The sequence below is a fragment of the Bacillus cereus group sp. MYBK95-2 genome (assembly GCF_051915225.1).
Classification (GTDB): Bacteria; Bacillota; Bacilli; order Bacillales; family Bacillaceae_G; genus Bacillus_A; species Bacillus_A cereus.
This window is the reverse complement of sequence record NZ_JBQAEH010000008.1, coordinates 22,698-48,759: the sequence shown is the minus strand read 5'-3', so window position 1 is coordinate 48,759 and position 26,062 is coordinate 22,698. Positions and strand designations below refer to the sequence as shown.

Genomic DNA, 26,062 nt, shown 5'->3' with positions numbered 1-26,062 from the left:
AACTCATATAGGTTTCTATGTCTCTATCAAGTAAATTTTCCATTATCCTCTTAAAAATTAATACTCTTGATATATTCATTATTGCCTACACTTTATTTGCAGTTATTGGGCTGCCCTTTTCATTCATAGCGTTGCATCTTTTGCACTCTCTACTTTTCAGTTAATGAAAGGGATGTTTCTTTTATCCCTTCAAACTCATTTAATAGGTACTTAGCTATCTTTTCAACTGCGGGGAAGTCTACTATTTCCTCATGTGATCCAGGGACAGAATACTTATTTACTCTTCCTTTTAATAAAGGTCCCCAATCTGTAAACAACTCTTTTCCTTCCTCAGCACTAAAGTAGAGAACTTCTCCAGAGTATGGGATTAAATCATGATCTGCCATTATGTTCAGGCATTTCCTATGAGCATTGATAACTTGCTTCAAATTCATAAGATCTGCATCAGGCGGGAGTACTCCTTCCATAATTAATCGCTCTACAAGCATATCTTGTTCATGGAAGAGGCCTTCCCCCTGCTCAGTAAAATCTCTAGAAATGAAATGCTCATATATATATGAGAGCATATCCTCCGTTGTTTTATAGTCCTGCTCTGAAGGTACTTTAGTATCCATTAGTATCAACAACTCAACTTCCTCACCTTGATTCTTTAGTACAGTTGCGATTTCATAAGCAATCGCACCGCCTAAAGACCATCCTCCAAGACGATATGGACCTTCTGGCTGAACACGTTTGATTTCTTCAATGTAAAGTTGAATTACTTCCGGCAAGGTCAATTCATCAATTTCTCCCTTTTCTATAAGAGGATTCTGTAAACCATAAAATGAACAATGGTTCTTAAGTAATCTTGCTAGTTGAATGTAACAGAATACATTCCCCATAAACGGATGAACACAGAAGAAAGGTCTTTTCTCTGATTCTTGTAGTGGAACCAGCGCTGATACAGATTTTGTCATATCATGCTTATCACGAATAAGGCATGCGATTCCTTCCAATGTTGGATTCTTAATCAATGTAGACACCTTAATCTCTTTTCCAAACTTCTCCCTAATTTTTGAAACTAATTTAATTACAAGGAGAGAGTGTCCTCCTCTATTAAAGAAATCATCATTTACATAGACATCTTCTATCTGTAACACATCCTGCCAGATTTTAATCAACTGATATTCAATTTCATCCCTTGGAATGATTGGTGTAGAGAAGTTATTTTCTCTATGAATAGTTAAATTGTTCAATGCCTTTCGATCAACTTTGCCATTTGTTGTAAGAGGAATCTCGTCTACCTTAATAAAGTGTGCGGGAACCATATAATTTGGTACTTGTGTCTTGAGATACTCACGCCACTCATGCATACTACCATCTCCAACTACATAAGCAACCAATCTCTGCTCTCCTAATTTATCCTCTGTTGCCAAAACTACTGCTTCTTTTACCAATGGATGCCTCTCTATACTCGCTTCAATCTCTTCAAGTTCAATACGAAAGCCCCTAATTTTCACTTGATTATCAATTCTTCTCAAGTAATCTAAATTACCATCAGGTAAATAACGAACCAAATCTCCCGTACGATATAAACGCTCTTCTTCATTAAATGGATGACGGATGAATCGCTCTGCTGTTAATTCTGGGCGATTCAAGTATCCTCTCGCTATACCTGCACCCCCAATATATAGCTCACCTGTTACACCAACTGGAACAGGTAACAAATTTTTATCCAATACATAAGTTTGAACGTTCGGCAACGGACGTCCAATTGTTACTCTCTTACTATCTTTTTTGATATGATAGCATGTTGCATCAACCGTACATTCTGTAGGACCGTATACGTTATAAAAATCAATTTTTTCGGTCTCTACTAGCTGTTCCCATAATGACGGCATAATTGCTTCACCACCGACTAATATCTTACTTGGTACATGAACATCAGCACTTATTTCTAGCAATCCTCCATCTATAAGTAATTGAAGTAATGAAGGTGTCATATCAAACATTTCCAATTTATTCTCCCTAATATAAGACACAAATCGTTCCGGATTAGTGCGAACTTCACTTGGGATAATATATAAACTTGAACCATACAGCAGCATTTGTAATTGCTGAATAGATACATCAAAGGCAATTGACGCATTCAAACCGACGCACATATTACTAGGTATCTCATGTGAGAAAACTTCTTTTTGTAAACCATATGATAGGTTTATTACAGAATGATGCTGTACTAAAGCCCCCTTTGGATTCCCTGTCGAACCAGAAGTGTAGATAACATACGCTAAGTTTTCCCCTGTTACCTCACATATTGGTGAAAGTTTGCTTTCTTGAGAAAGCATCGCTTGGTCCCTATCTAGGCAAACTGTCTTAATGTCTTTAGGTATCCAGCCTAGTAATACTTCATTTGTAACTAACACTTTAATTCCTGTGTCTTCTAAAATATATTGTAGGCGGCTTTCCGGATTCGATGGATCTAATGGAACATAGGCTGCTCCAGCCTTCCAAATTCCCATGAGACCAACAACCATCTCAACTGAACGCTCAAAGCAAAGGCCAACTAATGACTCTGTCCCAATTCCACATTTCTGTAAATGATGGGCTAATTGATTAGCTCTTTCATTCAGCTCTCGATATGTTAGTTGCTGTTTTTCATCTACCACTGCCAACGCGTCAGGCGTACGATTTACTTGCTCTTCGAATAGTTGATGGATTGCATTCTCACGTGGATAGGATATAGTATTATTATTCCATTCTTCCAATAGCTTTCTTTGTTCAGCTTCCGTAATATATACTAGCTCCGATAGATTTTGATCAATGTTTTTGAGCATTTGCATTAACACTTGGTGTAAATGACCCAGCATTCGTTCAATGGTTACTCTATTAAACTTACTACGGTCATACATTAACTTTAACGATAACTGGATTCCTGGAACTACAGCTAACCCTAATGGGTAGTGGGTTTGTTCTACCCCTTCCAATTCACCAATTTCCAGATTTTCTGAAGACTCCTCTTTCACTGGATAATTTTCAAACACATATAAACTATTGAACAGCGGTATTCCTCTAGGAACTTCACTCCACCCCTGAATCTCTGTCAAAGAAGCATACTCATATTGTCTTCTTTCTATCTCTTCCTCTTGTATCTTCTGCAACCAATCTATTAATTTTATATCATCCACCAATTGAATTCGCGTCGGTGACGTTGTAATGAAAGGACCTACGATGTTTTCAACATCAATAATCTCCGTAGAACGCCCTGAGCTTGTTACACCAAAAACAATGTCATTTTCCCCACTATATCGGCTCATGAGATATGCCCATGCACCTTGAATTACTGTACTCAAAGTAAGTTTATTGCGTTTCGCCCATCCTTGTAACGCTTGAGTCTGCTCTTCTGATAAATACGTAACCTTCTCTGTGTAACCTTTTTCTTCCTCTTTACTTTCTAAGCCCAGCAAAGTTGGCGCAGTAAAACCTTTTAGCTTCTCTCTCCAGAATTGTTCCGCCTGCTCCTTATCTTGCTCTCTTAACCATTGGATATATTTCTTATATGGTGAGGACTTAGGTAACTTCACAGCTTCTCCATTCATTCTCTTCTGATAGACTGTAAGTAATTCATTAAATACTAATGGTAAACTCCATCCATCCAGTAAAATATGGTGATGGGTCCAAACAATCCGATATTCTTCCTCACCTTCTTGAATGACTGTTACCCGCATCAATGGTGCTTCATCAAATTGGAAGGCTTGTTTTCGATCTAATGCCAAAAAGACTTTTCTTTTTTCCTCTATCTCTTCACTTGTCATTGTACGCCAGTCTTCTTTGTTCACTTTAAATGGGATATTTTCATACACCACTTGTACAGGTTCTTCAATTTCGTCCCATACAAATGCTGTACGAAAAATTTCATGCCGCTGAATTACAGATTTCCACGCCTGCTCAAATGTAGGAATATTCATTTTTCCTCGAATCATAAAACTCAATTGCACTATATACGGTGCAACATGTTCATCCCCTTGGTCATGCAATGTGTGGAAAATCATACCTTCTTGCAAAGGTGATAGTGGATATAAATCAGTAATCTGATTGTTCTTTCCGCGATGCATTTTGTTTAGTACATTTGTCAAACCTTCTTGGCTAAGATTAGCCATTGCAAAATCCGAAATGGTCAGTGCAGATTCTCTATCTGAAAATTGAATCAATGTACTCAGTTGATATAGCATATTCTGTGCAATACTTTGAATCGTTGATTTGGCAAATTGTCCAACATTGTATACCCAAGTGAACTGAAGTTTTCCATCGGTTACAACCCCAATTACATCAATTACATGCGATCGCTTGGAACCGGCAGCATGATCTAAACGCTTAAATTCATTCTCCGGAATAAACATTGCATCGCTAGAAAACATTTGGTCAAATTGTCCAAGATAGTTAAAACTAATAGACGGTGTATATTGGGAGCTTAATTGCTCACACATTGTTGCGTTCATGTAACGCAACACCCCATAATCAACACCCTTATTAGGAATTTTGCGAACTTGTTCTTTAACTGCTTTTAATGCTGCAATTGGCGTATGAGCACTAGTAATATTTAAATGAACTGGGTAAATACTTGTAAACCATCCCACAGTTCTCGATAAATCAACATCTTCAATAATCTCTTCTCGACCATGTCCCTCTAAATCTACGCTCAATATCGGCTGCCCCGTACATGCTGCCGTAGCTTGGACTAATGCTGCTAATAATACTTCATTGATTTGGACACGGTGAGTGCTTAAAGTCTCTTGCAATAACATACGGGTCTCATTCTCATTTAACACCACAGTAATTTCCTCAGTTACTGCGCTTACTGGATTACTTATAGTACCATCTACCGGCAATTTAACTACGTCTTGTTCAGCCTGCCCCTCCCAGTAATGTAGCACTTCTTTTGATAGTCCAGTTTCAGCGTAATGATGTAATTTCTCCGACCATTCTTTAAAAGATGTACTCTTCATAGGTAATTGAATTTTCTGCCCTTGGACTACTTGCGTATATGCTGTTTGCAAATCTTCCAATAAAATTCGCCAAGAAACACCATCCACGGCTAAATGATGAATTGTCCAAAATAATCGGCCAGCGTGCTCACCTTCATCAAAATACACCATTCTCATTAGCGGACCATCATGTAAATTCAAACTTTCTTGTGCAACATTAATCTCTTTTTGAATAACCTGATGCCAATCCGCTTCCGGCACTTCGTCTAATGAAATGACAGTAAGCATCAATTGTTCTTCTATTCCTTCATTCCACTGTTTCCAAGCCCCATTAGGTAAACGTTCATATCTTAAACGCAGAGCATCATGATGAAGTAGAAGGTTACCTGCCGCCTTTTCCAGTGATTCTATGTCCAATTTCTCTTTCGTTCTAAAGAACATGGATTGATTCCAATGATGTGGGTTAGGATGATTTTGTGCAAAAAACCTTTGCTGAATAGGTGTAAGTATCGTCTCTCCAGTTATAATTCCCTGTTCAGCTTGTACACCTTGTTCTTCTTTGACTACTTGCGCCAACTCAGCAATCGTTTGGTGTTCAAATATTTGTTTTGGTGTCAATTGTAAACCAGCTTGCTTCGCGCGCGCGACAATCTGAATGCTAAGAATTGAATCTCCACCAATTTCAAAGAAGTTATCATTCATACCAATACGTTTTGAACCTAGCACACGTTCCCAAATGATAGAAAGCTTATGTTCACGTTCATTTCTTGAGGCCACGTATCCTTCTTGTGTTCCTTGATAATCTGGTATAGGTAACGATTTCCGATCAATCTTTCCATTTATGGTTAGCGGTAATTCTTTCATTTCGACAAAGTAGGAAGGTATCATATGGATTGGCAGTTTTGTTTTAAGATACTCTCGCCATTCTTCTAAACTGCCTTCGCCCACTACATAAGCTACCAGCCTCTTATCTCCCGACTGATTTTCCCTAACCATTACAACTGCCTCTTTTACCAAGTCATGCTCTTGTAAAGTCGACTCAATCTCTCCAAGTTCAATTCGAAATCCTCTAATCTTCACTTGATTATCCATTCTTCCTAAGTAGTCTATATTACCATCAGGAAGATATCTCACAAGATCACCCGTTCTATATAACCTCTCGCCTTCTTTGAATGGATGAGAAATAAATCGTTCGGATGTTAACTCTGGACGATTCAAGTACCCCCTTGCTAGACCTGCTCCTCCGATATAAAGTTCCCCCATTACACCAACTGGAACTGGCAACCTATTTCTATCTAATACATAAGTTTGGATGTTAGGCAATGGACGCCCAATTGTTACTCTCTTACTATCTTTTTTGATATGATAGCATGTTGCATCAACCGTACATTCTGTAGGACCATATACATTATAAAACTGGATTTTATCAGTCTCTACTAGCTGTTCCCATAATGACGGCATAATCGCTTCACCACCAACCAGTACCTTACTTGGAACATAAACGCCATCGCACGTTTCTAACAATCCGACATCTATAAGTAATTGAAGCAATGAAGGTGTTATATCAAAGATTTCTAACTTATTCTCCCTAATATAAGCTACAAACTGCTCCGGATCACTTCGTACTTCGCTTGGAATAATATACAAACTTGAACCATAAAGCAGCATTTGTAATTGCTGGATAGATGCATCAAAGGCAATTGACGCATTTAAACCGACATGCATGTTAGATGGTATCTCATGTTCGAAAACCTCTTTTTGTAAACCATGCGACAAGTTTATTACAGAATGATGCTGTATCAAGACACCCTTTGGATTCCCCGTCGATCCCGAAGTATAGATAACATACGCTAGGTTTTCTCCTGTTACTTCACATTTTGGTGAAAAAATGCTTTCTTTTGAAATCATTGCCTGATCCCTATCTAGACAAACTATCTTGATTTCTTTAGGTATCCAATCTTCCAATGACTCGTTCGTAACTAATACTTGAATTCCAGTGTCCTCCAAAATATATCGTAGGCGACTTTCTGGATATGATGGATCCAATGGAACATATGCTGCCCCAGCCTTCCAGATCCCCATAATACTAACAATCATCTCAACTGAACGCTCAAAGCAAATTCCAACTAATGATTCAGTCCCAATCCCACATTGCTGAAGATAGTGGCCCAATTGATTAGCTTTTTCATTTAGCTCTCGATATGTTAACTGCTGTTTTTCATCTACCACTGCTACCGCATCAGGTGTACGATTTACTTGCTCTTCAAACAGCTGATGAATCGTACTTTCCTGTGGATATGCTACAGTATTATTATTCCACTCCTCCAACTGTTTTTGCTGTAATCCTGATAATATAGGCAACTTAGCTAATGATTTATCAGGATTCTCCACGATTACATTCAACCAGTTCCCAAAATGTTCAGCCATGGATTCAATAGTTAAGCTGTCAAATAAATCAGTTCTATAAACAAAAGTAAGTAATAAACCCTCTTCCACTTCTGCAGCAGTTAAACTTAAATCAAACTTAGCGATTGGAGCATTACTTTCCATTACTTCTATATTTCTTCCATGTAGTTCTGGTAGCTTCTGTCCCGTATTTTGCAAAGTAAACATGGTTTGGAAAATCGGAGAATGGCTTGTATTTCGTTCAGGTTGGATAACCTCTACAATTTTCTCAAACGGAACATCTTGATACTCATACGCTTTCAATGCTTTTATCCGTACTTGAGATAACAACTCTTGAAATGCCGGTGCATTACTTAAATCAGCTCGATAAACCAAAGTGTTGACAAAGAAACCAATTAGCCCCTCAATTTCTCGATAATTTCGATTTGCAATTGGGCTGCCGACAATAATATCCGTTTGTCCCGTATAACGAGCAAGGAAACTTTGATACGATGCCAATAAGGTCATGAAAAGTGTGGCCCCTTCTTGACGACTTAGTTCGTTTAATTTATCCAGTAATGAGCGTGACAACAAAACATTATGAGTTAATCCATGGTGGGTTTGCACTGGCGGACGCGGACGATCCATTGGCAACATTAAGACTGGTAACTCACCAGATAATTCTTCCTTCCAATATGCAAGTTGTTGATATAGTACTTCATCTTTCAACCAGTCTCTTTGCCACTGAGCAAAATCGGCATATTGAACTGGTAGTGGTTCCAGCTCTGCTTGTTTTTCACCAATCGCATTCTCATAAAATGCCATCCATTCTTGAAGCAAGATTTCCATCGACCACCCATCCGAGATAATATGATGCATATTACACAGAAGAATCCATTCTTCTTCTGAAATTCTTATGAGTTTCCCACGGAATAATGGCCCTTGTTCTAAATCAAATGGAGATTCGACTTCAGTTTGAATCCATTGCTCCAACTTTCTTTCTCGCTCCTCTAATGAAAGCTTAGTTAAGTCCATTTGCAGAAGCGGACGGAAAACGTACGGTTGAATCTGCTGCACAGGATGGCCATCCTCTTCATAAAATACAGTCCGCAAAGATTCATGACGCTCTATCAACTGATTCCATCCCAACTCCAATGCCTCAGGTAACCAATTTCCTGTAAGACGGCATACCATTGGCATATTATAAAGTGCACTATTAGGTGCAAATTGATCAATAAACCATAAGCGCTGTTGGGCATAAGATAGTGGAATATTTTCCCCTCGTTCCATCGGCATCAATGGTGGAATTTCTCGTTTTTCGCTCCCCTTACGTAACTGATCTATTCGTTTCGATAATGCCTCGACCGTTGAATATTCGAACAGTTCACGTACTGGCAATTTGAGTTGAAAGACTTCCTGTAAGCGTGAGACCACTTGTGTAGCAAGTAGAGAGTGACCACCGAGCTCAAAGAAAGAATCCTGAACATCAATGTCTCTTATTCCTAGCACTTGACTCCACACTGAAGCAATAAGTTCTTCCAGCGGAGTTCTTGGGTATACAGTATTTTCAGCGAATTGTTCACTAAGTATAGGCAATGCCTTCAAATCAAGTTTTCCATTCGGTGTAAGTGGTAAAAATTCCATCTCAATAAAGTTTGTTGGAACCATGTAATTAGGTAAATGTGTTTGTAGATGTTCTCGCCATTCATGGACACTTCCTTCACCAACTACATAAGCTACTAATCTCTTATCACCTTGATTATCCTCTCGCACCAATACAACTGCTTCTTTCACAGAAGAATGCGCCTGCAAAACAGCTTCTATTTCTCCCAATTCAATTCGGAAACCACGAATTTTCACTTGGTCATCTATACGTCCATGGAACTGGAGATTACCATCAGAAAGATAACTTGCTTTGTCTCCTGTGTAATAGAGACGTTCTCCTGACTTGAAAGGATGTGGAATAAATTTTTCCTTTGTAAGATCCGGACGATTAGCATATCCACGTGCAAGACTCTTCCCTCCAATATAGAGATCTCCAATTACGCCAATTGGTACTAGCTGAAGATGAGAATCTAACACATAAACTTCTGTATTTGCAATCGGTCGACCAATCGATGGCGTACCTGTTGTCACTCCTACAGGTACATAACAATCTGTGGTAACAACGGTATTTTCCGATGGACCATACTGATTAATTACCACAAAAGGAATATCGTTAGATGGGTACTGCGTTAATTGATCCCCACCAGTAATGATAAAACGAAGATCCGTTTTATCTGGCCAAGATAATTTCAAGAGCCTTTCCAGAATAGGCGTAGGTGCAAAGCTAGCTGTTATTCGTGAATCAATGAGCCAGTCCCTTAGTGCTTCTGGATTAATTCTCAGTTCCTCTGTTGACAAGTAGAGTGCTGCGCCAGCAGTTAGATACGGCCAAATCTCCTGCACAGCCGAATCAAAAGCAACCCCTGCAATCTGAGTCGCACGATCCTCTGCTGAAATATGATAAACTTCCTGATGCCAAGAAACCATATTCATTAATGAGCGATATTCAACCATGACACCCTTCGGTTTTCCTGTAGAACCAGAGGTATAAACAATATAGGCTAAGTTCTCTGGATTTATTTGACGTGTAGGTGCGATTACGCTTTCCACCGTTAATTCTTCTAACCTCACCATTTCGACGTGTGCGAAATGGCCTTCTTGTCCTTCCGCCGTCACTACAAATTGAATCCCTGCATCTTCAATCATGTATTCTAACCTTGATTTTGGATACAACGGATCTAAAACGACATAAGCTCCACCAGCTTTTAAAATGCCTAGTAAACTTACCATTAGCTCAGCTGACCTCGGAAGATAAACCCCTACCACTGACTCTGGGGCTACTCCCTTTCGCTGTAAAACATTTGCCAACTGATTTGCTTGTGTATCCAGTTCACCATAAGTCCACTGTTTTGTTTGATCAACTATCGCAATCGCATCAGGACGCCTTGCTACTTGCTCCTCAAATTTGTCGCAAATAAGACCCTGATAAGACATTTCCATTACTGTGTCATTCCATGTTTCTAATAACAAAGTACGCTCGGTTTCTGATAGCATGCTCAGGTCATGCAACGGATTTTGTGGGCGATGAGAAACTTCATGTAGCCATTTCTCAAAGTGTCCTGCCATCCGTTCAATAGTAGTAGCATTGAATAAATCCTTATTGTACTCAAAAGTAAAAAGTAATCCCTCTTCCGTCTCAGCTGCCATTACACTTAAATCAAACTTTGCAATTGGACTATGGCTTTCTATCATTTCAATACTTCTACTAGATAACATCGGAAACTCTTGTTTCATATTTTGCAAGATGAACATAGTCTGGAAGATTGGCGAATGACTTGTACTTCGTTCCGGTTGCACAACTTCTACAATTTTTTCAAATGGAATATCTTGATATTCATACGCCTTCAATGCCTTTTGACGAACCTGATATAGTACATCTTGAAATGTCGGCCTACCACTCAAATTAGCTCGATAAACCAGCGTGTTAACGAAGAAACCAATTAGTCCTTCAATTTCTCTATAATTCCGATTCGCAATTGGGCTTCCGACCAGAATATCTTCTTGTCCCGTATAACGAGATAGAAAACTTTGATATGCAGCTAAAAGCGTCATGAAGAGTGTAGCCCCTTCTTTTCGACTAAGTTCATTCAATTTATCATGTAGCCTGCTTGGCAGAACCATAGTGTATGTCGACCCGTGATGAGTTTGTATTGCGGGACGCGGGCGATCCATAGGAAGTTGGAGTACAGGAAGCTCCCCAGACAATTCTTCCCTCCAATATTGAAGTTGTTGATTAAGCACCTCCTCCTTTAGCCATCCTTTTTGCCACTGAGCAAAGTCTGCATATTGAACCGGTAATGGTTCAAGTTCCGCTACCTTTCCATCCGTTGCTTTCTCATAAAATGCCATCCATTCTTCAAGTAGGATTCCCATTGACCATCCATCTGAAATGATATGATGTAGAGTACAAAGGAGTATCCATTCTTCCTCTCCCACATGCAAAATACTTGTCCTGATTAATGGACCCTCTGTTAAATCAAATGGCACTTCTGTTTCTTGTTGAATTAAACGTTTAACTTCTTCTTCTTGATCTTCAGAAGAAAGCATAGTTAAATCCGTTTTCGGAATTGATTGAAAAGCATACGGTTCAATTTGCTGTACGGGTTGACCGTTCACTTCGTGAAAGACCGTCCGCAGTGATTCATGACGTTCTATTAGTTGATTCCATCCCGTTTCCAATGCTTCAAGTAGCCAATTCCCTGTAAGGCGACATACCATTGGCATATTGTAAAGGGCACTATTAGGTGTAAATTGATCAATGAACCATAAGCGTTGTTGGGCATAAGATAGTGGGATAGCTTCTCCTCGTTCCATTGGTATTAGCGGCGGAATCTCTCGTTTTTTATCTCCTTTACGTAACTGATCTAATCGCTTTGCCAGTGACTCCACCGTTGTATATTCAAATAGTTCACGTACTGGTAATTCAATTTGAAAAATTCCCTGTAAACGTGACACTACTTGAGTAGCTAGTAGTGAATGACCACCGATTTCAAAAAAGGAATCCTGAACACTAATATTTTTTATTCCTAACACTTGACTCCAAACGGAAACGATAAGCTCCTCCACTGGTGTTCGTGATGAAGTAATATCTTCACTTATGAACTGTTCTTCTAATTCCAGTAAGGCTTTCCGATTCACCTTACCATTTGGAGTGAGTGGCATACCTTCAATTTTGAAAAAGTATGCCGGAACCATATAATGTGGCAGTTGCTTCTTGAGATATTCACGCCACTCTCCAGTATCCCCTTCACCCACTACATAAGCTACTAACTGCTTATCTCCTGGTCGATCTTCCTTCACCAACACGACTGCCTCTTTTACAGATGAGTGATCATGTAAAGCTGCTTCAATTTCTCCCAATTCAATTCGGAATCCTCTAATTTTAACTTGGTTATCTATTCTTCCAATATATTCTAAGTTACGATCATTCATATATCTCACCAAGTCACCCGTTCGATATAATCGTTCCCCGTCCTTAAAAGGATGCGGAATAAAACGTTCAGTAGTTAAATCCGGTCGATTGAAGTAGCCACGTGCCAATCCTACTCCTCCAAGGTAAAGTTCCCCTGCCACACCAATCGGGACCACTTGTTGATATTGATCTAACACATACAACTCTGTATTATCAATCGGACGACCAATCGGAATAAGCATTGGTTCTTTTTCTAAATCACAATCGTAATAAGTCACATCCACAGTTGCTTCAGTAGGACCATACAAGTTAATTAACTTTGTTTGCTGAACATTGTAAAAGATCCCCTTAAACCGGCGAACCTGCTCAGTGTTTAACGCTTCTCCACTAGTAAAAACTTGAATTAAAGACGATACATCCCTTTTCGAATTATATAGTTCCATATAATCTAAGAAAGTAGATAACATCGACGGAACAAAGTGCATGGTGGACACGCGATATCGTTCAATATACCCCTCAATCACCGCAGGATCTTTCTCTCCTCCTGGTGGAAGTAAACAAACACGTGCTCCTACAAATGACCACCAAAATAATTCCCATACAGAAACATCAAATGAAAACGGTGTCTTTTGTAGGATTGTATCCTCCCCGGACAATGGGTATTTTTTCTGCATCCACTGTAGGCGGTTGATAACGGAATGATGTTCAATCATTACCCCCTTTGGATTTCCCGTCGAACCCGAAGTGTATATAATATAGGCTAAGTTATTTGCTGTTACTCCACTTACCGGAGCTAAATTACTCTCTTTAGAAATCATCACTTGATCCCGGTCTAAACAAATTGCTTGAATATCTTTAGGTAACCAGTCCTGTAGTGCCTCTTTTGTTAACAGCACTTGAATTTGTGAATTCTCCAAAATATATCTCAGGCGGTTTTCAGGATAACTTGGGTCCAGTGGGACATAAGCCCCACCTGCCTTCAAAATCCCAAAGAGACCGATAATCATATCAGGAGAACGTTCAATACATATACCAACCAATGATTCAGGTCCGATACCTCGTTTTTGTAGAAAATGTGCCAATTGATTCGATTTTTCATTTAGTTCTTGATACGTTAGCTTTCCACCCTCATAAACTACCGCCACTGCATCAGGTGTCCGTGCAACTTGTTGCTCAAATAGCTCATGAATCATACAATCATGACCATAAACTACGTCCGTATCATTCCATTCTTCTAAGAGTTGTTTTTGCTCAGTATCCGATAACATTGACAGCTTTGTATATGATTCATCTGGATGATACGTGATTTCATTTAGCCAGTTCTCAAAATGTCCTGCCATACGTGCAATGGTACTACTATCAAATAAATCCGTGTTGTATTCAAATGAGACGAATAGACCTTCTTCCACTTCATAGGCAGTTAAGCTCAAATCAAATTTAGCAATAGACATATTACTTTCTACCATTTCAATACTTCTATCAGGCAAATCTAGTCGTTCTTGTTTTATATTCTGTAGCGTAAACATGGTCTGAAATATAGGGGAATGACTCATGCTTCGTTCAGGTTGCACAGCTTCTACCATTTTTTCAAATGGTATATCTTGATATTCGTAAGCTTTTAACGCCTTTTTCTTTGTTTGGTTCAAAATCTCCCGAAAAGTAGGGGTGCCACTCAAATCTGATCGATAAACCAATGTATTAACAAAGAAACCAATTAATCCTTCTACTCCCTTATGGTTCCGATTTGCAATCGGGCTACCAACTAGAATATCTTTTTGTCCCGTATAACGAGCGAGAAAGCTCTGGTATGCGGCCATTAAAGTCATAAATAAAGTGGATCCTTCTTGTCGACTTATATCCTTCAATTGACTGAGCAATTTATAAGGAAAAATCACATGATGCGCAGCCCCAGAGTAAGTCTGCTTAACCGGTCGAGGTCGATCCACTGGCAGTTGTAAGATAGGAAGCTCACCAGACAATTCTTCCTGCCAATACGTAAGCTGACGATTTAGTACATCACCTTGCAACCACTCCTTTTGCCACTTCGCAAAGTCTGCATATTGAATAGATAATGAACTTAATTTAGCAGGATTTCCGCCTGTTTCTTCTTCATAGAAAGCGAGGCATTCATTCATGAATATACCAATGGACCAAGCATCAGAAATAATATGATGCATCGTACACAGTAATAACCATTCATCCTTCTCTAATTGAACAAGCTGATTACGAATTAAAGGACCATTCATTAAATCAAATGGTTCTTGCGCTTCTCTCGCAATTAAACTATCTACCTCTTTTTCTTTTACTTCTAGAGGAAGTTGAGAGTAATCCCTTACAGGTAATGCTCTAGGAAGGAATTCGACAATTTGTTGCACAGGCTGTTCTCCTATTTCTTTAAAAACAGTTCGTAATGATTCATGACGTTCAATGAGTCGATTGAATCCCTTCTCTAATGCTTCAGGTATCCAATTTCCTTTTAGATGCCATACTGTTGGAATATTATATAAAGAACTGTTTGGGTTAAATCTGTCCATAAACCACAAACGTTGTTGTGCATAAGACAACGGGAGTGCTTCTTTATTCTCCTTTTTTTGCATTTGCTTCTGAAGCCATGCTCTCTTCTCAGGAGAAAGTGAACTCAGCTTTGCAAGTAAATCACTTCTCATTTTTTTACCCCTTCCTCAATCAAATTACTCTCGAATATCCCATATGCTTCTTCCTCTGATAGCTCTTCTAATTGCTTAAGCAGTTCTAATAATTCTTCATCATTACTGACTTCTGCTTCTTTTTGAATATAGTCTTGAAGACTTACATTCTCCTTACTATCATTCTGCATTTCTTGATTTTTGTTATAGAGCAATTGATCAATCTGTTCTGCCAATTGCTGCACCGTATGAAATATAAATAAATCATGCAATGGTATCTCGATTCCAAAAGCCTCTTTAAGATTGGAAACAGCTTGCGTAGCAAGTAATGAATGTCCACCAATTTCAAAAAACGAATCCTGAATTCCGATGTTTTCCATACCTAAAACTTCATGCCATATCGAAACAATTGTTTTTTCCGTAGACGTACGAGGGGCAATATAACAACTCGCTATCTCCTGCTTCTCTGGTGCTGGTAAAGCCTTCCTATCAATTTTCCCATTAGGAGTGAGTGGAAATGCATTTAATCCAACAAAATAGGATGGAATCATATAATTTGGTAGTTGATCCTTGAGATAATCACGCCACTTTTGAGCATCCCCGTCTCCTACAACATAGGCGATCAAACGTGGATCGCCAGGATAATCTTCCCGCACCATTACAATAGCTTCGTTAACTAATATATGCCTTTGTAATGCCGCTTCAATTTCTCTTAGTTCAATCCGGAACCCACGAATTTTTACTTGATGATCAATTCGTCCAACATACTCCAAATTTCCATCTGGTAAATACCTTACTAGATCTCCAGTCCGGTATACTCGCTCTCCTTCTTTAAACGGATGCGATATAAAAAGATTTTGCGTTAAGTCAGGGCGGTTTAAATATCCACGTGCTAACCCTGATCCACCAATGTATAGCTCACCAACTACACCAATTGGAACCATTTTTTGTTCGGCACTTAGTACATATACTTCTGTATTGAATATTGGTTTACCAATTGGTGGTACCCTATGCATGACACCCTTTTCTAATTCCATATACGTGGAATACGTAGTATCTTCGGACGGTCCATATAGGTTGTACACCTTTTCGATTGTACTTCTCTCGTATAAATCTTGAACAAGCGAATATGGCAATGGTTCTCCAGCCAAATTCATCACCTTTACCGAAGAAGGGATTGTTTTTGCTCGAACCAGTTCCTTCGCTACCGATGGCACAGTATTAACCAAAGTTACACCTTTGGTAGACAACTTCTCTAGATGTAGAGCATTTTCAGTGACAATCACCTTACCACCCATCGTTAAGGGAACAAATAATTCAAAAACGGATAAATCAAAAGATAGCGAAGTTGAAGCTAACACTCCCGCTAATTCCTTTCGGGAATACGTGCGATGCGCCCAATGAATCATTGTTACTGTATTCCTGTGCTCAATCATTACTCCCTTTGGATTTCCAGTGGAACCTGAAGTATAGATAATATAGGCTAAGTTATCGCCCGTCACTTCACTCGTACATACTGTAGTTACTTCTTGTTCTATTTCTGCTCGATTACGATCAATACAAATCACGTTGACGAATTTAGGTATAACCATTTTTTGTTGTAACTTTTCCTGTGTCACCAGTACCTTTATTTGAGCATCTTCTAAAATGTACTGCAGTCGACTTTCCGGATACGCTGGATCAATTGGGACATATGCTCCTCCCGCCTTCATAATTCCTAAGAGACCGACAATCATCTCAGATGAACGTGTAACGCAAATCCCAACTAATGATTCGCATGTTACACCATTTTTTTGTAAATAATGTGCCAACTGATTCGAGCGTTCGTCCAACTCTCGATATGTTAGTTCTTCATCTTCGCACACTACTGCAATTGCTTCTGGTGTTTTTTTCACCTGTTCTTCAAACATTGTATGAATCGTACTTTCTTCCATATCTATAAAACGCGATTTATTCCATCCCTCTAGTAGTTGCTTATATTCTACTTTCGATAACATATTCAGTTCTGATAATACACATTTTGGATGAGAGACAATTTGATTTAACCAATTTTTAAAATGACTTGCCATACGTTCAATAGTTGTATCATTAAACAAATCAGTATTATATTCAAAGGTTAGTGATAATCCTTCTTCCGTCTCAGAAGCAAATAAACTCAAATCAAATTTGGCAACAGAAGCATGGCTTTCCATGAGTTCCATTTGTCTTTCAGATAGCTGAAGAAATTCTTGTTTCGTATTCTGTAAAGTAAACATAGTTTGGAATATTGGTGAATGACTTGTATTCCGTTCAGGTTTTACGAATTCTACCACTTTCTCAAATGGGATGTCCTGATACTCGTATGCTTTTAGCGCTTTTTTTCTTACCTGCGACAATAATTCTTGGAACGTCGGATTTCCACTGAAATCAGCTCGATAAACCAACGTGTTTGCAAAGAATCCTATTAATCCCTCAATCTCTTTCACATTTCGATTAGCGATTGGGCTTCCAACTATAATGTCGTCCTGTCCTGTATAACGAGAAAGGAAGCTTTGATACGCTGCCATCAATGTCATAAATAAAGTGCATCCTTCTTGCAAACTTAAATCTTTGAGCTTTTCCTGTAGGGAATTCGCCACTATTAAGGACTGACTTGCACCACGATGGGTTTGAACTGCAGGTCGAGGACGATCCATCGGTAATTGTAAAACCGGTAGTTCCCCAGATAATTCTTCCTTCCAATATTGAAGGTGCTGATTCAAATTCTCCTCTTTTTGCCATTCCTTCTGCCACATGACAAAATCTGCATATTGGATAGATAACTCCTTCAATTCCACTGGTTTTCCGGTTAGTGCTCCTTCATAAAAAGCCATCCATTCTTCAAGTAAGATTCCCATTGACCATCCATCTGAAATAATATGATGCATCGTACAAATGAGAACCCATTCTTCCCTGTCCACTTTCAATATTCGTGTTCGAATCAGAGGATCTTGTCCAAAATGAAATGGTTCCTCCGCCTCGTTTTGAATAAGGCGTTTCATTTCTCTTTCCCTATCTTCCAAAGAAAGATCTGTTAGATTCGTTTGAGGAATATGTCTGAACACATGAGATTGAACCTGTTGAAAAGGTTCACCCTCTTGTTCTAGAATTGTCGTCCTTAATGATTCATGACGCTCCAACAATTGATTCCATCCGACCTCCAATGCTTCAATTGACCATTTACCTGTTAAGCGACACGCTGCATGAATATTGTACATAGCACTATTTGGCATTAATTGATCAATAAACCATAGACGTTTCTGCGCATAGGAAAGTGGGATAACTCCTTCTCGTTTCATAGGTACAAGAGGAGCAACCTCTCGTTTTTTATCTTCTTTTCGTAACTGATTCACTCGTTTCGCCAATGCTTCCACTGTATCGTGCTTGAAAAGTTCACGTAATGGAATTTTAATTTGGAACAGTTCTTGCAATCTAGAGACGATTTGAGTAGCAAGTAGTGAGTGCCCACCACGTTCAAAGAAGGAATCCTGAATACCAATATTTTCTGTTCCTAACACTTGACTCCAAACCGAGGCAATAAGCTCTTCCGATGGCGTCCGGGGTAGCACATTTAAATCTTCAATAGCTTGCTCATCAGGTGCTGGCAAGGCCTTTCGGTCAATTTTCCCATTTGGAGTAAGCGGGAAATGTTCTAACTCTATAAAGTGCGCTGGAATCATATGATTCGGTAATTGTTTTTGTAAATACTCTCTCCACTCTTGGGTATTTCCATCGCTTATTACATATGCAACCAATCGTTGATCATCTGGACGATCTTCTCTAACTAATACGACAGCCTCTTTAATAAACGAACATTTTTCTAAAGTGGCTTCAATTTCACCTAATTCAATCCTAAAACCACGCATTTTGACTTGATGATCCATTCTACCTATAAATTCTATATTTCCATCAGTTAGATATCTTACTGAATCTCCTGTTCGATATAGTCGTTCCCCCAATCGAAATGGGTGCGAAACGAATTTTTCAGCAGTAAGATTCGGACGATTTAAGTATCCACGTGCTAAACCAGCACCACCAATATATAACTCACCCTCAATTCCTATTGATTGCAAGCGTTGATTTTGGTCTAATACATATAATTGCGTGTTCTGTATTGGCTGCCCAATAGAAACAAATTCTTGATTAGGCTGAATATCAAATGCATTGACATAAATAGTGGCTTCAGTTGGCCCATAAAAGTTGGTTAATTTCACTTGTCCACTATAATCCCATTTCTGTTGAAAACGTCTAACTAACCCTGAACTTAGTTCTTCTCCACCAGAAAATACATGGCGTACGGACGAACAATTCATGTTCAATTCAATATGATTGAAGTAATCTAAGAAAACAGATAACATCGAAGGTACAAATTGAACTATAGTAACCTGATGTTGTTTAATCACTTCAGCTATAATAGAAGGATCTTTTTCTCCACCTGGAGGTAGGAAAGATACACTTGCACCAACATGAATGCCCCAAAACAATTCCCAAACAGAGACATCAAATGAGAATGGCGTTTTCTGCAAGACCACATCTTTTTCAGAAAGCGGATATTTATGTTGCATCCATTCTAGATAATTAATTACTGAATGATGCTCAATCATTACTCCCTTTGGATTCCCTGTAGATCCTGAAGTATACATAACATACGCTAAATTTTCTCCTGTTACACCACTTATACATGGGGTTGTTTCTTCTTTTTCAATTGCAGTGTAATCTTTATTCATACAAATCGTTTCTATATTTTCAGATACAAACAAATTTTTAGAATTTTCTTCCGTCACTAGTACTTCGATTCCAGCATCCTCTAATATATATCGAAGTCGACTCTCTGGATAAGTAGGGTCAAGTGGAACATACGCTGCTCCTGATTTTAGAATACCTAATAACGCTATCATCATTTGTAATGAACGTTCCATATATACCCCAACTAGAGACTCTGGGCCTACACCATGCTTTTGTAAATAATGAGCTAACTGATTTGCACGCTTCTCCAACTCTTTATAGGTAATTTGTTCATTTTCGTAACTAGCCGCGATTGCTTCCGGTGTTTTTTTTACTTGCTCCTCAAACATCGTATGAATCATGCCTTCAGCCGAATAATTAACTTGAGTATAATTCCATTCCTCTAGTAACTGTATTTGTTCTTCTTCTGTTAAATGAGTAATTTCAAATAGTTTTGAATCTAGGCTCTTCGTCATCTGAATTAATATTTGCAATAAGTGATTCTGAATCAGATTTATTGTTTCTTCATTAAAATAGCTTCGATCATACATCAACTTTAAAGTAATTTTCTTACCGGGCATTACAATGAGTGTTAAAGGATAATTTGTTTGTTCCGTGCTTTTAACATCTAGTAATCTTAAATCATCATTTCTCTCACCTTGAATTGGATAATTTTCAAACACATACAAGGTATGAAATAAGGAGCAATTTCGCGGAACCTCACTCCAGCCTTGAATATCTATCAACGAATTATACTCATACTGTCTTCGTTCCATTTCTTTCATTTGTATTTTACGAAGCCAATCTACTACTGATGCACTATCCGTTAATCGAATTCTGGTAGGTAATGTGTTAATAAATAGCCCCACCATATTCTCTGCTCCTATTAAATCAGTAGGACGTCCAGCACTAGTTACGCCAAATACGACGTCACTGTCACCGCTATACCTACTCAGCAAATAAGCCCATGCACCTTGTACTAACGTATTCAACGTTAATCGACTATTTCGTACCCACTTTTGTAAACTCTCAGTAAGTTCCTCAGATACTTGATAAGCAAACTCTCCATAACCCTTCTCTTGTCCTTGATCCTTTCTTTCCATTGCTAATGGAGTAGGTGCATAGAATCCTTTTAATTCTTCTTTCCAAAATTCCTCTGCTTGACTTTGATCTTGTTTATTTATCCATTGGATATATTTTTTATAAGGAAGAGATTTAGGAAGATTCAACAATTCTCCCTTTATCATCTTGAGATAAACTTCCATCACTTCACTAAAGACCAATGACACACTCCATCCATCTAGCAAAATATGATGATGTGTCCAGATAATTCTCGTTTCCTCTTTTGCTTCTTTAATCGCAGTGACTCTCATCAATGGTGCTTCATCCAATAAAAATCCTTTCCTACGATCTGCAGTCAAAAACTGTTGTAATTTCTTCTCCTTCTCCTCATGCGAATAGGTACTCCAATCCTCTTGATGAATAGTAAAAGGAAGACGTTCGTAAACTGCTTGTAGAGGTTTTTCTACTTCTTCCCAAACAAATACTGAGCGCAGAACCTCATGTCGTTGAATAACATATTCCCAAGCTTTTTCAAAAGTAGCAACATCCAATTGCCCCCCGAGCAAGAAACCTACTTGTACAATATAGGAAAAAGAATGTTCATCATCTTGATCGTATAAAGTATGAAACAGTATTCCTTTTTGCAAAGGTGATAAACCATATATATCAATAACGTCTCCCATTTTTACACCCTCTTCTTTGTTAATTTAAGTAATACTTTGCTTAAGCTTTCTTCCGTAAGATCCTCTGCATCAGCAAAATCTGATACCGTAAAAGCAGACTCTGTTGTTGGTTTATTTATAAGTTGACGGAGATGCCTTAACATACCATCTGCTATCACTTGAATTTTTAATTTAGAAAACTGTTCCCTACTATACATCCAAATAAAATGTAACTTTTCATCTTTCACCATTCCGATAACTTCAATTAGATGAGATGGTTTGGAATCTGGAGCATGATCTAAAAATGTAAATCCTGTCTCTTGCATAAACAAAGAGTCCCTTGAAAACACCTGATCAAATTGGCCCAAATAGTTAAAGCTTATTGAAGGCTTTTGCTGATAAAACGGAAGTAATCCTTTATTCAAGTAACGTAAAATACCATAGTCAACTCCGCGATTTGGAATTCGACGTAATTGTTCTTTGACAGCCTTTAACCCTTCAATAGGTGTCTGAGTTCCTTGAAAATTGAGATGAACGGGATAAATACTCGTGAACCAGCCCACTGTCCTTGATAAATCAATACCTTCAATCATCTCTTCTCTTCCGTGTCCTTCTAGATGAATAGAAACGGTTTGCTGATTTATACAATCAACGATAGCTTGTCCTAATGCCGTTAATAGTACCTCATCAATCCTTGTCTTATGAGTGACTAGAACTTCGTGTAACAATGTTTGTGTTTCTTCTATTCCTAAAGTCCTCTTCACTTGATCAATCGATTCTTCTGTTGTTTCTTGTATTGGATAGTCCATTGGAATTTTCATCGTTTCTTTTTCTACTTGTTCATTCCAATAATTTTGTACTTCTTTTGAAATCCCCGAATCACTGTATGTCTGGAGTCGTTCAGACCACTCTTTAAAAGATGTACTTTTCGCAGGTAAGCGAACTTCTTGACCTTGTTTCATCTGGTTATATACCACCTGTAAATCTTCCAATAGAATCCTCCATGACACTCCATCTACTACTAAATGATGAATCACCCAGAATATTCGATCATTTCCAGTCAAGTTATCTTCAAAGTACACTACTCTCATTAACGGACCAGTAACTAAATTGAAACTAGCTTGATTAATGTTCATCTCTTCTTGTATTATTTTATTCCACTCTTTTTCATTAACTTGATTACGTTTTACAACATGGAGTACTGACAGCTCATCAGTCCCTTCATTTCTCTGCCTCCACGTTCCGTTTGGTAACTGTTCGTACCGGAAACGTAAAGCATCATGATGTTTCAGTAAATTTAATATCGCTCCCTCTAGTAATTTCACATTCAATCTTTCTTTTACTCTTAAAAGCATTGATTGATTCCAATGCTCTGTATGTGGATGTTCTTGCTCGAAGAACCAGCACTGAATTGGAGTAAGAGGCACATCACCTATCACAATTCCCTGCTCCGCTTGTACTCCCTGCGTTTCTATAGCCACTTGTGCCAGCTCAGCGATAGTTGGGCATTCAAACATTTGCTTTGGAGTAAGTTTTAACCCCACTTGACTTGCTTGAGATATGATTTGAATACTGAGAATCGAGTCGCCACCAATTTCAAAGAAATTATCATAGATTCCCACCTTTTTAACACCTAATACTCGCTTCCAAATAGTAGTCAGTATCTGTTCGTTACTATTCCGAGGGCCAACACATTCACTATTAATCTGCTTTTCCTCTGGCATAGGTAAGGCCTCACGATCAACTTTACCGTTAGCTGTAAGTGGAATAGCTTCCATCGCCACAAATCCCGAAGGAACCATATAACTTGGTAGTTTCGCTTTAAGATACTCTCTCCACGCATCTACATTTCCATCTCCTACAACATATGCTACTAATCTTTTATCGCCCGGCTGATCTTCTCTTACAATTACAACTGCCTCTGTTACAGATGCATATGTATTTAAAGTAGACTCAATTTCCCCAATCTCAATTCTGAAACCACGTATTTTAACCTGATGATCAATTCTTCCACGATAATCTAGATTCCCATCTGGCAAATACCTAGCTAAGTCTCCTGTCCGGTATAATCTTGCTTTCGGATTACTACTAAATGGATGAGATATAAAACGCTCTGCTGTTAATTCAGGTCTATTTAAATATCCACGTGCCAATCCTGCTCCACCAATATAAAGTTCACCATCAACACCTATAGGAACAGGTTGTTGATAAGCGTCTAGTATATACACTTCTAAATCGGGAATCCGCTTTCCAATATTACTTCTTGAAGCATGCTGCACATCATCTAGAGTAATTGGATAATATGTAACATGAACTGTAGTTTCTGTAATTCCATACATATTAATTAACTGTGGTTTTTTCTCCCCATACCTTTGAAACCACGGTAACAAGCCAATAGGTTCTAACGCTTCTCCGCCAAATATCACGTAACGCAGCTGCAAATTTTTATTCTTATCTTCTTGTTCACACACTCGTATTAATTGGCGGAATGCGGAAGGTGTCTGATTTAGAACTGTGACTTCTTCCTCCACCAATAATTGATAAAAATCCTTAGGTGATCGACTAATCCAGTACGGAACAACAACTAATTTTCCACCATATAATAACGCTCCCCAAATTTCCCATACTGAGAAATCAAATGCATACGAATGAAAAAGCGTCCAAGTATCTTTTTCATTAAACTGATACAAACAATCCGTCGATTTAAATAACCGTATAACATTGTGATGCTCTATCATAACACCTTTTGGATTTCCTGTTGATCCCGAAGTATAGATCACATATGCCAGATTTTGGGGACCGACACTAGAAACCGGAAAAGTCTTACTTTCTTTCCCAATCTCATCTTGATCACAATCCAGGCAAATCGACTCAACATTTTCTGGTAACCAGTTCAATTCTTTTAAACTTTCTTGCGTTACGAATAACTGAATGCTAGCATCTTCTAAAATATATTGAAGTCGCTGCTCTGGATATGTTGGATCAAGTGGAACATAAGCCCCACCAGCCTTCAAAATTCCTAAAATACCTACAATCATTTCGAGGGAACGTTCAACGCACAGTCCAACTAAAGTATCAGGCCCTACTCCCTTTTTCTGCAGATAATGAGCTAACTGGTTTGCACGTTCATTAAGCTCCTTATAAGTAATTTTTTCTTTTTCATACGTAACTGCAATAGCATTTGGATAAATCATCGCTTGCCGTTCGAACATTTCATGAATAGTTACTTGAGGTGGGACATCCAGTTTAGGATTGTTGAACTCAACTAAACTTTTTCTTTTATCTTCCTCAGAAATGATTTCTATTTCAGCCACCTTCTGCTTTGGGTTTTCAAAAATATTTTCCAGTATCACTAGCATAACGTTAAAGAATCGTTCTATCTCTTCCTTAGAAAATAGCTCCTCACGATAATCAATATGTACATGTAAAGAGTCTATATCAATTAGATTTTCAATATGAACTGCAAAATCTTGTACTTCTTCACGGTTTGGAATCCATAGTGAGTCACCACTTTCATCACGATCCCTATAATCAATCGTAGTTCCGAAAAGTCTCACATTACTGTTATTCTCTTTATTAATCTGCTTTAATAACAAATCAAATGGATATTTCTGGTGTCTTAATGATTTACTTTGTTTTCTGGACACTCTACTAATAAATGAAAGTACTTCTTCTTCTGGATCAATATCCATTCTTAAAGGAACTGTACTCACCATCATTCCAATCAATTTTCGTTCCATTTTAGTCATACGGTTGCCGTAAGCCATTCCTAAACCAATATCAAGCGATGAGGTCCACCGATACATGGACAACGAAAAAGCAGCAACAAAAAGAGTATATAAACTATTTTTGTAATCTTCAGAAAATTTTTCTATCTTTCTCTTCAAATGTTCCGTTAATATAAACGTCTCACGTGATGCTTTTGTACTAACTTGGTACGTATTATAAGGCTTCAATCCAGTCACAGATGGCAGTGTTTTAAATTCCTCTAACCAAAATTTTTGATCTTTTTGAAAGCGACTACTATTCAAGTATGTTTGTTCGTTGGTCAGAAATTGAACATATGAATTTTTAATTTCGCCTTCCTCATTCTCGTTATGCATGTCATGATAATATTTTGCAATCTGCTCAGTAAATATTTGAATTGATAAACCATCCATAATAATATGATGAACATTTCCAAAGACTGCACATTCATTATCGTTTAATTTTATTAAAGCGAAATAGTATAAATTTGAATTAAATAATGTAAACGTTTCTTTTGTTTTCTGCTCAATCCATTCCTCAAGCAAATTTGTATTCTCCACATTACTGAAATCAAAAAACTCAAATTCTTGTTCTTCATGTTTAGTAAAATATTGTTTCGGTTCCTGATGCCCATTTTCTTTTAACCTAATGCACAGACCGTCATTTTCACTGATAACGCGATTCACAACTTGGTTTAATTTTGAATAATTCATTTTTCGATGAAGTTTAAATAAAAATCTTAAATTACATATTCCTTTATCAGAATGAACGACTTCTGTATACCATATTCTTCGCTGCGGGTGGCTTAATGGATAGCATTCCTCATTGGTCATAAAA

At 38.2% G+C, this 26,062-nt stretch carries 3 protein-coding genes; all 3 read right to left on the bottom strand.

Features of this window, described 5'->3' with window-relative positions; genetic code table 11:
- Window positions 1–149: 149 nt before the first annotated feature.
- From ACTFN4_RS22805 to ACTFN4_RS22795, 3 genes are read right to left on the bottom strand one after another with little or no spacing between them, the layout of a single operon-like run.
- The gene (locus ACTFN4_RS22805; protein ID WP_439962825.1) at window positions 150–15,032 is read right to left on the bottom strand and encodes a non-ribosomal peptide synthase/polyketide synthase; all 14,883 of its coding nucleotides are present in this window, start codon (window positions 15,030–15,032) and stop codon (window positions 150–152) included.
- A complete protein-coding gene (locus ACTFN4_RS22800) occupies window positions 15,029–21,499 on the bottom strand; it encodes an amino acid adenylation domain-containing protein (RefSeq protein ID WP_439962824.1) in 6,471 nt (2,156 codons plus the stop codon). Before ACTFN4_RS22800 ends, ACTFN4_RS22805 begins: the two co-directional genes overlap by 4 nt.
- 2 nt (window positions 21,500–21,501) lie before the next feature.
- On the bottom strand, window positions 21,502–26,058 hold the full coding sequence (locus ACTFN4_RS22795) for an amino acid adenylation domain-containing protein (RefSeq protein ID WP_439962823.1): 4,557 nt from the start codon (window positions 26,056–26,058) through the stop codon (window positions 21,502–21,504).
- Window positions 26,059–26,062: the final 4 nt, after the last annotated feature.

Bases quoted from the DNA above. Each gene is read 5' to 3' on its own strand.
- ACTFN4_RS22800 (WP_439962824.1), bottom strand. From the start codon at position 21,499: ATGGGAGACGTTATTGATATATATGGTTTATCACCTTTGCAAAAAGGA.
- ACTFN4_RS22805 (WP_439962825.1), bottom strand. From the start codon at position 15,032: ATGAGAAGTGATTTACTTGCAAAGCTGAGTTCACTTTCTCCTGAGAAG.
- ACTFN4_RS22795 (WP_439962823.1), bottom strand. From the start codon at position 26,058: ATGACCAATGAGGAATGCTATCCATTAAGCCACCCGCAGCGAAGAATA.